The following is a 13677-nucleotide window of genomic DNA, read 5'->3' as shown; positions in this document are numbered from 1 at the left end:
AATATTGACTACTTTGTAGCAATTAGTAATCAGCTACTCCTATATCTTGGCGAAACTGTAACATCTTTCTAATTATATTTCAAGATTATGTACTTATTAGACTGATCTAAAAAAACTGCAATTAAGCAGGTTCTTTTTCCAATAAATATTGATAACTAAGCTAACGTAAGCACCCAATAACCGACCGTCTATAAAATACTCACGATTGTCGGTAAAAGGACCTCATCAAATCAAATTGGTGAGGTCTTTATTTATGGAAAAACATGAAATTGTTCAGATCGAATTGCCACAAAATCATCAAACATCGGTTTCTACGACGCCAATCAAAGCGATGCAGTTGCGGTTAGGCCAAAATAAAACAGTTATTATTTACAACAAGGCCAATAGCTATCTAGTCGATGCCTTATTGAAGGCGGTGTTTAATGATGCTCATTGATCAATCATCGATAAAACAAATCTACATTGTCTGTAGCAAGACTGCCTTACATCGTGGCATCGATGGACTAACAGCCATCGTTCAACAACAGTTTGAATTAGATCCATATAACCGTTCACTCTATCTCTTTTGCGGCACCGCGCAAGGATCGATACAAAGCGCTTTATTGGGATGGCGACGGAATTTTATTGTTATATAAACGGATTGAAGAGGGTCGACTTCAGTGACCGACTAATCAGGCGACCATTCCAAATTGAATGGTTAGCAATTCTCACGCTTACTCAGTGAACGGCTGTTAGACGCCACGATTCGTTAATTTAGTACACCACGAAAAGACTTGTGTACACGGACCCATATTCAATCAAAAGAAATGTGGGTTACTCGCAATGACAACTGAACAAGAACAAATCGCTGAGCTGACCGCTAAGGTTCAGCAACAAGCCGAAACGATTAATTATCTGACGAAAAAGCTATTTGGCACAAAGTCAGAACCAGTCGATCCTAATCAACAAACAGATCAAGTACCGTCAACGAAGAAACGTCAAAAAAACAGCAAGCAACCTTAGATCCAAAACTACCAGTTAAAAAGACGGTCTGTTATTAAGTGCTGACAATTTAAGTTCCTATAATCAATTAACTCTTTTGACAAAAAAGACACTACACAATAGTTTGATTTAACTATCGGAAGTGTCAATAATAATTTGTACATGATAATAACCGTGATCAACTTAGCGTTTCCTAATAATCAGTTATCTGCAGGATATACGCCAACCGGTGCAAAGTGTAACCTATGATCTCCTCCACCAACTACTTTACTTTGTTCATCCTTAGAAACATTGGTAAACACATCTTCTGGACTCTTGATAGCATTGTTTTCAATCATATCAATTACCTCTTTTAGCATTCTTAATAATTGCACATTATTCGATAATGGATTTATCCAATCTGGCAAATGTGTTTAATTCCTAACATTTAAGGTTAGAAAATGGTGTGCTCATTCAAGACCATTTTCTCTTGGGTTCGAGTGACTATGCCGCCGCCAATAACAGTTGCCTGTTCTTTTTTATCAACTTCCACAAATGCATTCATCATAGTGATTCAATTGCCTCCGCTTTGAAATAAAAGAATTTCTAATATTTGTTAACCATATAATTTTTCAGGTGCAAAGATTTAAGCCTTTGATTTTCAATGAAAAACCCGTACTGAAGATGTAACGACCACAAATGCATTTAAAAACATCTCGGTTAAGCTAGTAATCCACGAGGAAATCTACAAAAATTGTACTTTGTCAAAGACAATATCCTATCACTACTCCATAATTTGCAATAGCTTTTGATCTGCCACTTCGCCACCGCCAATAATTTTTTCTTGCTGACGTACACACAGACTTGTAAAAATACAAGCATCAAATTTTTTAGCATTTAATTTAGTCATAATTATTTCTCCTAAAAAAGCAAATTGTTTTAAGTCTTAATAAATATACATATTGCACATTAACAATATGCATTTAGTCACTAATCATTTGCTACCGGAAAACCATCCATCCGAGCCTGCTTATACATACGTTCACCAGCACCACCATAAATTTCTGCTTGTTCGTTCCTAGAAAGGTTTGAAAATGTACTAATCTTATTCATAAAAGCACGCTCCCTTAACTAATATTAAATTAACAATTGCAAGTAGCATAAACTCAATAATCCATTTATTAAAGTTGCAACGCCGGCGTTGTTATTCTCTAATATAATTATCAATATAGTCTCATCATTTTTTAATGTCAACGTTTTATTGATACTTACATAAATTTTATTTTTACAATCAAGGAAACATTTGATAAAAGCGCGAATTGGATCTAGTTACAAAGCCTGTCACTAGCAATCGAAGGTTTTTTACCTCCTGTACAGAGCCATGTGTCATGTTACATCACGCATTTAAAAGTTCGGCATAATATCCATCCTTATTTCTAAGCGAATCATGTGTACCATGTTCTACAATTTTTCCATCTTTCATAACTACTATTTGGTCAACTTTCTCGGCAATAGTTAAACGATGGGCTACAAAGATAATCGTTTTGTCTTTCAAGGACAAAAGATTCGAAATAACTTTTTTCTCCGTAATCACGTCGAGATTACTTGTCGATTCATCTAAGATCATAATTGGCGCATCAGCGAGCACCGCTCTTGCAATTGCAATTCTTTGACGTTGACCTCCAGATAATCCACCACCATCCGATGTAATCTCAGTTTTCATTTTCAGTGGCATTTTCTCAATATCATCGTATATATCCGCTATTTTTAGGGCCCAATTCATTGTTTCTTCTGTAACTGACCCCGCTGTACATCCCAATACCAAATTGTCTTCAATAGATCCAGTGAATATATATGGGGCTTGCGGTAAATAGTTGATTGTTGCCCTTAGCAGCTTCTTACCAACACTATTTAAATTTTCTTTTCCTAACCGAATTCGTCCTTTTTCAGGCTCATAAAACCTTGTCAGAAGCTTTGCCAGAGTTGATTTTCCGGAACCACTGACGCCAATCAGGGCAACTTTGCTTCCTGCCGGAATCAACAAATTGATGTCATTTAAAGCATAATTCATCAATCCATATCGAAAACTGACATGATCTAAATGGATTTCATTTAACTTCAATTTTTTATCAGTATTTTGAAAGGCATTTTGATTCTTAAACTCTGACTCTACCAGGTAAACTTCATTCAAACGATTGTTGGCAACTCGAGCAGTTTGCAGTTTAGTTTGTAAATTGATAATCGATTCCATAGGTGTTGTGAAATAAATTAATAAAGCATTAAACGTAATAAGCCCACCCATAGACATATTTTCTTCCATGACTAATATCGATCCATACCATAAAACACAAACACTTAATACGAGCTTTAAACAAGCCTTTAAACTATTTTGAACAAAGGTTGTTACTTGATAAGAAAAAGTTTGATTTAGTAAATTTGAAAACTCATGGCGTATCTTATAAAAAGATACGCCCTCGCTATTTAACGATTTAATGGTTTCAATACCATCTAAATCTTCAATGATCGAGGAACTAAGCATTGAATTTGCTTGCATTCTTTCATTGTTTAGGTGGTTAAAGTACTTAACAAATCCAAAAATAATTAAAGCATAAAGGGGAATAGCAATTATCGATATCAAAAAGAGCTTAAAGTTTTGAAAAATCAATACACTGCCCATAACAGCAATAATACCAACGTCTAAAATAACTGTCGTTATCGTATTGGCTAATGCATCAATAATTTGATTTGCATCCGTAAATCTGGAAACAATTTCGCCAATTCTTCTCGTCGCAAAAAAATTCATTGGAAGCTCAAAAAGATGTCGTATATATCTTAAAATTATATCTGTCGACAATCTCTTACTCATCAGGGCCATTAAGTAATTCTGCAAAAAAGATAATAACTGCTGCACTACGTAAGCAACTATCAAGCCCATCGACACAATCTCAAGTGAAGTGAATTGTTTACCTGGCACTAAAGTATCAATCAAGTCCTGTAAATAGTATGAGCCAAGTATACTAACCAAAGTAATTAATAACGAGTACAAAATGATTTGTGAAACTAGAGCATGTTGCTTGTTTAGAACGGGAACTAACTCCCAGAGTGTATGCCTTTTTTCTTTAACTATTTTATAGTCTTTACCCTGTTCAAAAAAAACAGAGTATCCATCCCACTCTTTTTCAAATTTTCTTTTTTTAATCTTTGTCATACCAATGGATGGATTAGGATCACCTACAATTATTTGATCGCCTATGCTTCCAAAAACTGTATAAAAATGTTGCAAGTTTTCCCGAACATTAACATGTGCAATAAAAGGATAAGGAATACCGCTCATATCAAACAGAGACATATCAGCTTGAACTGCTGTCGTATTCAGACCGAAGCTCTCGGCTGCCGTTGTAATCCCCAGCAAACTTGTACCTTCCATACTAGTTTTAGCCAAATCCCTTAGATGAGCAATCGAAACATATGATTTAAAATGCTTTAAAATCATTGAAAGTGCGGCAACACCACAGTCGCGTTCGTCTACTTGTGATACATAAAATCTTTTGTTTTTCAAAAGATCAAACATATATTAATACCCCCTTTTTCTAAAAAAAGCGTCAGTCCAATCAATTACAATTGATTGAGCTGACGCTTTAATAACTATTGCATTCTCGGCAACAGCAGAATAATCACAGCCGATTATTCCTTATTTAGGATTCGATGATGTAACACCGTATTCTGCCCATGCAGTATTGTTATGTGCCGGACTGTAAGTAAAGTTCTTAACACGATGGTTAACAGGTGTCCAAGTCAAAGTCTCACTTTCAGGAACATATGCTGCCTGTTGGTTCATGTATTCCTGCCACTTGTTAAACTGAGTCTTACGATATGAGTCCTTGAAAGCCTTCTGATTGTTGATGTTGTTAATCAAATCAGTATTTTCTTTAGATACAAAGTGACCCATGTTAAACGGTGCATCCGCAGTATACATGGTTGGCGTTGGTTCGGTACCAGTTGACCATGCAGCTTCGAAGAAATCAACGTTCTTTGGTGGCTTTGGAGCCTGAATAGCGTCATAGAACGCATTCATTTCCATTGTCTTACCACCAGTTAATTGAACATCAAGACCAATCTTATGCCATTGTTGCAAGTAGTTTTGAATCGTTTGCTCATGCGTTGTACCAGACTTCATGGCAGCAAAGTGAAGAACCAACTTTTTACCATCAGGGGTTTGACGCCACTTGCCTTTCTTCTTGTATCCGGCATCATCAAGGAGTTTATTGGCTTTCTTGATATTCAGAGGGTAGCCCTTTGCACTCTTGTCATGATATTGACTAAAACCACTTGGAATTAACGTAGTTGCACGTTTACCCAAGCCGTTACCAAACTTCTTTTCAACAGCATCTGTGTTCATAGCATAAGCCATAGCCTGACGCAGACTCTTGTTGGCAACTTTACTACTCTTATCCATGACGTTTGAGCCGGTCTTGCTGTCCATATGACCAACCATAAACCCAAGGTAACCGTACCCTAATTGTGGAGTTCCGACATTTGTATAATCGCTTAACTTCTTAACGTTTGGATACTGTGAGTTTGCAATCCCTTGAATACCAACTGTGAAGTCATATTTATGGGATTTGAAGGCTGAGGCAGCAGCCGAAGTTGAAACAACGTTAATGGTAACTGCCTTAGCGTTAGCTTTCTTGCCCCAATAATATGGGTTCCGAACCCATGACGTGGATTCACCTTCTACAACCTTCTTAAGTTTATATGGTCCGTAGAAGAGCGGTGTTTTACGTTCTTCAGAAGATGAAGCTAATTTCTTGATTGGCACATTCTTAATATGTTCATATGGTTCAGCATATTCCCAGACAAATCCGTTACCGGAATGAGTCATGGATGGGTTAACAGCTGTGTAATGAATAACAACCTTTTTGCCCTTTTCACCATTTGGCATTTCAATACCGGAAATAGTAGATGACTTTCCTTGATGATAAGCAGTCATACCTTTAATCTTTTCAAGGTTAGCGCTGAATTGTTGTGACGTTGAATCTTTGTTACCTAAAACCTCGTAGGCATATTCAACATCCTTCGCAGTAACTGGTGAACCATCTGACCACTTTAAATTACTACGAAGAGTGATTGTCAGTGTCTTAGCCGCACGGCTTAATTTAATATTAGCCGGCCCGCCATCTTTATAGTTGTAGTTCTTATCAGTATTGAAAAGACCTTGTAAACCTGGTCCGAAAACGTCTGAGTCTTCAGCATTAGAAATTAACGCCTCATCAGTCAAACCCTTGAAGGGTGCGTCGTTAACCTCAGCAGCCTTAATAGTGCCGTTTTGATCAATCTTGCCAGAGCCACTATATGATTGTGGCATTTTAACAGCAGTAGTAGGTTGTGATGAACTGCTACTTCCGTTCGAACATGCGGCCAAAGTAACAACTGATAGTGCCGCTACCCCAGCCAAAGCTAGTTTACTTTTTTTCATGAACTCGTCCTCCCAAGAAATGCAAAACCTTATGAACAAATATGAATCAAATAATTAACAAAACTCATTCTACCCTTAAATTAGAATTTGTAAAGAACTATATTAAAAAAGTTCTCATTTTGCTTAATCATCACTTAGTCGTTGTGAGGCATCACTGGCACGCCGAATAACTTGACCAACATAACTGATAGAAATAGTTAGAATAATGATTTCAATAGCAGCAATCAACCAGGTCCACCAATACTGCGTAATATTGTTTGGATCATTGGCATTTGAAATCATTGTCCCAAGCGAAGGTGTACCATTTGGTAACCCAAATCCTAAGAAACTCAGTGTCGTTTCAACACCAATATTTTCAGCGAAAGAAAGCATGGTATCCACAATAATTAGTGATGAAATATTAGGCATGATTTCTCTGAAAATGATTTTAAAAGTACTAGTACCTGAAGTCTTGGAAGCAGATACATAGTCTTTTTTTGATTCAGACATGGTTCTAGCACGAATCAAACGTGCAGTTCCAAGCCAATAGAATACACTTAAAATTAACGTTAACGTAATCGCATTGTAGCTCGGTATTATTGTCACTACGACGATGATAAACAGCAAAATTGGTAACATCATCATAAAGTCATAGAATCTCATCATGATGTTATCCACGATTCCACCGAAATACCCAGAAACTAAACCAAAAACAATCCCAAACGTTGAAGAAATAACCGTTAATCCAATTGCAATACCGATGGAATTTTTTGAACCCATAATTAATTCTTTAGCAACAGATCGACCACCCTGATCGGTTCCTAAAATAAATTGAGAAAAAGGCTTGTCATATGAATCCATGATATTTGTGGACATGGCTTGGCTTTGATTAATAAATAAAGACGCAATCATCACGAATAAAATAAACACTACAATAATAACGGCCGCTGTTAAAGCAACCTTGTCGGCTTTAAATTCGTTCCAAACAATTCGTAAAGACGAAGGTGCGGCTTCCTGCTCTGCTTCTTTGGAAAGCTTTTCCAGGTCTGCTTTATCAATTGATGATTGATTATCCAGTTGATTTTGTGACATTTTTCTCCTCCTCTCTTACTGAACCCTTACACGAGGATCTACAGCCGTCAAAATGATATCAGACAATAGCGTCCCTAAAAGGTTTAACAATCCATATAACAGTACTAGCGCAGTAATAACTGTATAGTCACGATATGAAATGGAGTTCAAGAAAAGAAGTCCCATACCTGGGTATGAAAAGATCATTTCAGTAACCACTGACCCGCCCAAAAGTCCAGTAATTGAGTAACCAGCAAAGGCAGCGATGGGGAGTAACGAATTTCTTAAAATATGATGCCGAAATACGTTTGTCGTTGGTACACCCTTTGAACGAGCTGTTCGAACGTAGTCAGAGTGTTTCGCATCAATAACTTCGGATCTCAAGTATTGAACAATATTCACTGTACCTGTTAATGAAGCGACAAGTCCTGGAAGTATGATATGTTGCAAACGGGACAAAACCGTCCCCATCGTTCCACTTGCTGTCGCACTCACAGAACCAGTGGTTGGCGCCCAGCCTAATACATATCCAAAAATCCATAATGCAATTAATAAGATAACAAATGGAGGAATGGCCATCGTTACAAACGTGTAAACACGAATAATGTTGTCTCCAATGTGGTTCTGATGACGACCAGCGTAGAGTCCCATTGGAATTGCAATTGCATAAGTTAATACCATTGTAAAAAGCGCTAACCATACTGTGTTAATTGCACGTTCACCAATGATTCTGGTAACAGGTTCCTGATACTGAAAACTAGTCCCAAGATTCCCATGAAATAAGTGAACAACCCAATTCCAATATTGTTGGTACCAAGGGTTATATAATCCGGCTTGCACTTTTAATTGATGTATTTGCGCGGCACTCGTATGTGGACCGATACTACCTGTAAATGGATCTCCAGGCATCGCCTTTGCCAGTAAAAACACTAATACACTTAAAACAATGACTTCCGGAATCATAATGAGGACACGACGCAAAACTGTTTTCCACATATTACTTGTCCTCCTTATCAATTTCATCCGCTGGTAAAGCGACTTTATGAGTATCCGTAACGTCTACTAATGGCAAAACCTTGCCGTCCTTATCGTAGTATCGGGATTGGTTCTCCTGAAATTCCCGTTCAACTGCTTCACGATGTGCTCTGGCTTCTGCACGGCCTTCAACACTGGTTTCTGGAATTGCGGAAAGTAACCGTTTCGTGTAAATGTGCATTGGGTGATTATAAATATCATCTCGTGTCCCAATTTCAACCAATCTGCCACGGTGCATAATCGCAATATTGTCACACATGTGACGGACGACACCAAGATCATGAGAGATAAATAGGTAGGAGATTCCGAAATCACGCTGAATTCGTTTCATAAAGTTTAAAACTTGGGCCTGAACGGACAGGTCAAGTGCCGATACAGGTTCATCAGCCACAATCAGTTTAGGATTAGTGGCAACCGCGCGTGCCACACCAATACGTTGTCGCTGACCACCTGAAAATTGATGAGGATACTTGTATAATGCGTCGGCATCTAGGCCGACAATATCTAATAATTGCAAAACTCTTAATTTTTCCTGATTTTTATCAAGATGTTCAAAGTTACGAATTGGTTCGGCGATTATATCTTCAATCCGTTTACGCGGATTCAGACTAGATAATGAATCCTGAAAAATCATCTGCACATCTTGGTTGTAATCTAGTTCACGACGATTGCGAGGCTTGGTAATATCCTTGCCTTTATAAAGGATCTGCCCCCTTGTTGGCTTTTCTAGTCCAACAATTGATTTGCCAGTTGTTGACTTACCAGATCCAGACTCCCCAACAAGTCCATAGGTTTCACCAGCTTCAATGTTTAAGCTCAAGCCGTCCACAGCCAGCACCTCATCTGTTACTCTGTTCCAAAACCCAGAACGGATTGGGTAATGAACTTCTAGGTCTTTAACTTCAATTAAACTCATTTACTCTCCCCCATTCTAAGCTTCGTCTTGGAACTTAAAGTTTTTGTAGCAGGTGCAGCGGACACGGTGTCCCGGTTCAACTTCATGCATCGTTGGGTGCGCTTCATGTTCGCTTTCAGGAACCCATGGGATCCGTGGGGCAAACTTACAGCCGTCTTGAGGCATCTTCTGTAATGAAGGAACAGAACCTTCAATGACATACAGATCGTCATTTTCACTGTCTTTTTGTGGCATTGAACGTAACAATGACCGCGTGTAAGGATGCAGCGGATTATCAAAAATCTGTTTAGCTGAACCCTTTTCAACGACCTGACCAGCATACATAACAGCAACTTCATCAGCCGTCTCAGCGACAACGCCCAAATCATGCGTGATCAAAATGATCCCGGCATGGTTTTCTTTTTGAATATCTTTAAGTAAGTCCAAGATTTGAGCTTGAATGGTAACGTCCAAGGCGGTGGTTGGTTCATCAGCAATCATCAGATCTGGTTTGCAGGCAATCGCGATGGCGATAACCACACGTTGACGCATCCCACCAGATAATTCATGTGGAAATTGACGGATAACCCGCTCTGGATGAGGAATCCCAACCTGGTTAACCAACTCAAGCACACGGGCCTTCTTTTCAGCCTCAGTCATCTTGGTGTGGTAATCCAAGCCTTCTTGAATTTGATCACCAATTCGTTTCAGTGGGTTTAACGCTGATAACGGGTCCTGGAAGATCATGCCAATTTTGGCACCACGAATCTTGTTCATCTGGTCTTCATTGAGTGTCAACAGGTCTTGACCCTCAAACTCAATTTTGCCACCAATTTTGGTTTCAGCAGGATCATGCAGGCCCATGATCGTCGTTGCTAAAGTACTTTTACCACATCCGGACTCCCCCACAATGGCAACAATCTCATCATTGTGGATATCTAAAGAGACGTCAGATACAGCTGGGTAATATTTACCTTGAATCTTAAAAGCTGTACTGACGTCTTCGATTTTTAGAAAATGGTTCTCTTCATCTGCCATGCTACTCCCTCATTTCTTCAACCGCATTCAAGTGCATCAAACATTGCCCGTTATGTATGATGAACACAGTCTTATTCGTAAGATTAAAAAGTCATTAGACAGAGTATAACTAATCAAATTCTAATTTACAAGCAGAAATGCAGCCCTGTTTATCCCCACATCATCAGTAACTAATAGTAAGCAGCTCTTTCAATCACTGCGATGTTAAACAAATGCTAGTACAACAGCATTTTCATCAAGCAAAAAATCCTTCACTGATTGACTTTCAAACAGTCAGTGAAGGATTCAAGTTAAAACTTTTTAATTTTGTACTGTTGGTCAGTTTTCATCAAACCCACATTTTTCTTTTTACCAACGCTTGGATTGATTTCTTCCTCGTTGACGGCGGCGACTCAGCTCATCAATTTCCAGTTCAGACCAAACACCGCCATTACTGATTAGCTGCATATCTCTCATTTCATCATTCCGCATAAACGTCATCCTTCTTTCAATTGCATTACTATTTGTGTTTAAGTAATTTGTATACCATTATTATAGTGCGTAACAAAGTAATTGCAAGTGATAACTCAAAAAAATGCGGACATTTTTAATGTCCGCATCCATTTCGTTTATTTTAAAATCGGTCAAAACTGCCAATGCGCCGCTCTTTCTGCATTGCGTAGCGAAAAATGACTAAGCCCAGAGCAAACCAGATGACGTTTACGCCAAAATAAATTCCAATTAGATTAAGCGATACTGATTGTCCAAGGAACAAGTGCCTTGTGATTTCAATACCGGCACCAAACGGCAATAACAACTGGGCACCAAAGTAATTCGGCATCGCAACGTTTGCCACGAATAATATTGCTGACTGAAGAATGCTGCTCCAGTTACCCACTCGCTTAAATCTCAACGAACCGGCCCCAAATAGCAGCCCGATCCCTAACATGCCGACGTTTGAAATAATGGCGATGACAAATACGAGGACGTCAGCCTTAACTAATTGCAGGACTGGAACAGAAATAACAAATGCTGTGATCACACTCAAAATAAGTAGATACACAAAGTAATAAATATCAGTGACCCAGCTGCGAACTAGTGCAATGAACCACAGCGAAAAGCGGGATTGAATTTCCGTTTCTAGAATACCCGTTCGTGCCCCTGTCTCAATAAACAGAGTCGACACGTCCATTGCCACCACGCCCATATTCCAAAACATAAAACCAATTAGGATCATGACAACGCCAAGATTTGTGTGATAAAAAGCGTTCATGCCCTTCACTGCTCCAAAGATCACTACCGCTAAATATGCAAAAGTATAAAGAATAAACTCACTCACGGTCGATGATAAGTATTTGATGTCCGTCTTCATTTGCATCGTTACTTCAACCCAGATCATGGTGCCCAATTCACGTACGCTCATCGAATCACCGCCTTTTGATAAAGTTGTTCATACATTTGCCGCAATTCCGCTTCCGACAAACTGTGATCGACCGTTTTAATCACAGTCCCCTCATTCACAAATATATACTGTGTGGTCACTTCACTCATTAGTACTGGATCATGGGAAGACAGAATAATCGTATGCTGCGACTTTTTAGCAACAGAGTCGACCAGCTTCATTAAATCGACTTGTGCAGACATATCCAGGCCATTTGAAGGTTCATCCAATAATAACATCGGTGTATCAAACGAAATGGCGACGAGTAATGTTGCCTTTTTCTTTTGACCAGTCGACATTTGATCAAACTCTTTATTCATCAGACTTTCCGCATCAAACAGCTTGGCATTGGCCAGCATTCTTGCCTGTGTATCTTTAAATGACACACACCGAATGGCACTAAAATAGCGTAGATTCTCCATTGGCGTTAATTTATTTCGTAATCCACGATCACCAGCCGGAATATACAGTGAATTGCGCTGAGCCCACTTGTCATAGTGTGAATCAACCTGATTATCAAACCTCAGCTGTCCACCATTGATGGTCGTAATCCCGCTGAGCAACCGCATTAAGGTTGATTTTCCTGCCCCATTTGGTCCAATCAAGCCAAAGACATTGCCAGTATCCAGTGGCAATGAAAAAGACACACCGTGTAAAACCTCCGTACGACCATAATCTTTGCGAACCTGATCTAATTGAATCTCCATCCCCGTCACCCCTTAAGCAAAAATAATATGTAAGAATTCTAAAGATTAATTTTCAATTAGAATAGCACTTTTTCCACAAAAGAAATATTTATTTAACTTTATTTGATTTCAACTAGTTATCATGCATGCAGCCCTTAGACCACGAACAAAGCGTTAGGTGGTCAGCATTGATACCGACCCGTGAAGGTGTTGTTAATTCGAATGGTTTTCTCGAATTTACAATACGGACGGTCGACAAGACTCGTGGGCTTCACGAGGCTTGTCGGCGAGGTGAGAGACTCCGAACTTGGGAGGCTTGAACCGGTCCCACGGCGAGCGTGTCAATGCTGACCACCGGAAGCGGCAGGTTCCCGTCCCCATCCCTTAAGGCACAAAAAAACCATCAATCATTGTCATAGAACAGTTGATTGATGGCAAAAATGATATTTGAACCGAATTAAGCTAAACGACGGTCGATGTAATTGGCCAAAACAGACAATCCGTAACATACAATAAAGTACATCACAGCAAGTGCTAAGAACATTGGAATAATGTAGTTGGCGTTCTGTCCATAAATAATTTGTGCGTGGTACGTCAAATCTGGTAACACAATAATCGTTGCCAGCGACGTATCCTTGATCAGTGAAATAAACTGACTAACCAACGCAGGAATCATCTTTTTGTAGGCTTGTGGCAGAATAATCTGGAACATGGCCTGCCAGTACGTCAATCCGTTTGCCCGGGCACCTTCCATCTGACCATTTGGAACCGCCTGAATCCCGGACCGAATGATTTCGGCCAACATGGTGGATTCGAAAATGGTCATCGCTAAGATTGTTGCTGGAATAATTTCGGGTTTGAATCCGAAGTTTGGCAACCCAAAGTAAGTGAAGAAGATGATCAGCAACAGTGGTAAGTTCCGAATAAGATCGATAATAAAACCGACAATCGCCGAAACATACTTAATTTTTGTGTACCGAATAATTCCTAAAAATGAACCGAGAATAAAGCTTAAAATCACGGATGCAACGGACACTTCAACAGTAATCCACAGCCCTTCGAGGAGGTAACGGAGGTTGATCCATGAATAGGCATCAATAAATGATTTCATCTGTTA

17 protein-coding genes are annotated in these 13677 nt (G+C 39.1%); 4 read left to right on the top strand and 13 right to left on the bottom strand.

Features of this window, described 5'->3' with window-relative positions; genetic code table 11:
• Window positions 1-253: 253 nt before the first annotated feature.
• The 4 genes from LDK34_RS02845 to LDK34_RS02835 all read left to right on the top strand — a co-directional run bounded on the left by LDK34_RS02845 (window position 254) and on the right by LDK34_RS02835 (window position 1002).
• Window positions 254-436 (top strand): hypothetical protein, encoded by a 183-nt coding sequence (locus tag LDK34_RS02845; RefSeq protein ID WP_178942993.1) that lies wholly within the window; start codon window positions 254-256, stop codon window positions 434-436.
• On the top strand, window positions 423-635 hold the full coding sequence (gene tnpB / locus LDK34_RS02840) for an IS66 family insertion sequence element accessory protein TnpB (RefSeq protein WP_178942994.1): 213 nt from the start codon (window positions 423-425) through the stop codon (window positions 633-635). Before LDK34_RS02845 ends, tnpB begins: the two co-directional genes overlap by 14 nt.
• Complete coding sequence (locus LDK34_RS12710; protein WP_477190247.1) at window positions 619-663, top strand: hypothetical protein; 45 nt, start codon at window positions 619-621, stop codon at window positions 661-663. The genes tnpB and LDK34_RS12710 overlap by 17 nt, the downstream gene beginning before the upstream one ends.
• A 159-nt stretch (window positions 664-822) precedes the next feature.
• Window positions 823-1002 (top strand): hypothetical protein, encoded by a 180-nt coding sequence (locus LDK34_RS02835; protein WP_178942995.1) that lies wholly within the window; start codon window positions 823-825, stop codon window positions 1000-1002.
• 179 nt (window positions 1003-1181) lie between these two features.
• Here LDK34_RS02835 and LDK34_RS02830 read toward each other — a convergent pair whose 3' ends face one another.
• The 13 genes from LDK34_RS02830 to LDK34_RS02785 form a co-directional block, all read right to left on the bottom strand.
• A complete protein-coding gene (locus tag LDK34_RS02830; protein ID WP_178942996.1) occupies window positions 1182-1319 on the bottom strand; it encodes a hypothetical protein in 138 nt (45 codons plus the stop codon).
• A 425-nt stretch (window positions 1320-1744) separates the two neighbouring features.
• Window positions 1745-1870 (bottom strand): hypothetical protein, encoded by a 126-nt coding sequence (locus LDK34_RS12605; RefSeq protein ID WP_263863203.1) that lies wholly within the window; start codon window positions 1868-1870, stop codon window positions 1745-1747.
• An 80-nt stretch (window positions 1871-1950) separates the two neighbouring features.
• Complete coding sequence (locus LDK34_RS12600) at window positions 1951-2073, bottom strand: hypothetical protein (protein ID WP_263863204.1); 123 nt, start codon at window positions 2071-2073, stop codon at window positions 1951-1953.
• Window positions 2074-2356: 283 nt separating this feature from the next.
• On the bottom strand, window positions 2357-4531 hold the full coding sequence (locus tag LDK34_RS02825; RefSeq protein WP_236941465.1) for a peptide cleavage/export ABC transporter: 2175 nt from the start codon (window positions 4529-4531) through the stop codon (window positions 2357-2359).
• A 120-nt stretch (window positions 4532-4651) separates the two neighbouring features.
• Entirely contained in the window at window positions 4652-6436 is a 1785-nt protein-coding gene (locus LDK34_RS02820) for an oligopeptide ABC transporter substrate-binding protein (protein ID WP_178942998.1), read from the bottom strand.
• A gap of 123 nt (window positions 6437-6559) precedes the next feature.
• A complete protein-coding gene (locus LDK34_RS02815) occupies window positions 6560-7507 on the bottom strand; it encodes an ABC transporter permease (RefSeq protein WP_178942999.1) in 948 nt (315 codons plus the stop codon).
• A 15-nt stretch (window positions 7508-7522) separates the two neighbouring features.
• The gene (locus LDK34_RS02810) at window positions 7523-8482 is read right to left on the bottom strand and encodes an ABC transporter permease (RefSeq protein ID WP_178943000.1); all 960 of its coding nucleotides are present in this window, start codon (window positions 8480-8482) and stop codon (window positions 7523-7525) included.
• Window position 8483: 1 nt separating this feature from the next.
• Entirely contained in the window at window positions 8484-9437 is a 954-nt protein-coding gene (locus LDK34_RS02805; RefSeq protein WP_178943001.1) for an ATP-binding cassette domain-containing protein, read from the bottom strand.
• Window positions 9438-9452: 15 nt separating this feature from the next.
• A complete protein-coding gene (locus tag LDK34_RS02800; protein WP_178943002.1) occupies window positions 9453-10454 on the bottom strand; it encodes an ABC transporter ATP-binding protein in 1002 nt (333 codons plus the stop codon).
• A 348-nt stretch (window positions 10455-10802) separates the two neighbouring features.
• Window positions 10803-10925, bottom strand: a complete 123-nt coding sequence (locus LDK34_RS12595; protein WP_284144488.1) for a hypothetical protein — start codon at window positions 10923-10925, stop codon at window positions 10803-10805.
• 142 nt (window positions 10926-11067) lie between these two features.
• Window positions 11068-11856 (bottom strand): hypothetical protein, encoded by a 789-nt coding sequence (locus LDK34_RS02795; RefSeq protein ID WP_178943003.1) that lies wholly within the window; start codon window positions 11854-11856, stop codon window positions 11068-11070.
• On the bottom strand, window positions 11853-12581 hold the full coding sequence (locus LDK34_RS02790; RefSeq protein WP_178943004.1) for an ATP-binding cassette domain-containing protein: 729 nt from the start codon (window positions 12579-12581) through the stop codon (window positions 11853-11855). Before LDK34_RS02790 ends, LDK34_RS02795 begins: the two co-directional genes overlap by 4 nt.
• Window positions 12582-13017: 436 nt before the next feature.
• Complete coding sequence (locus LDK34_RS02785) at window positions 13018-13671, bottom strand: amino acid ABC transporter permease (RefSeq protein WP_017261430.1); 654 nt, start codon at window positions 13669-13671, stop codon at window positions 13018-13020.
• Window positions 13672-13677: the final 6 nt, after the last annotated feature.

The sequence above is a fragment of the Furfurilactobacillus milii genome (genome assembly GCF_021654115.1).
Lineage (GTDB): Bacteria > Bacillota > Bacilli > Lactobacillales > Lactobacillaceae > Furfurilactobacillus > Furfurilactobacillus milii.
This window is presented reverse-complemented; position numbering and strand designations above follow the sequence as displayed.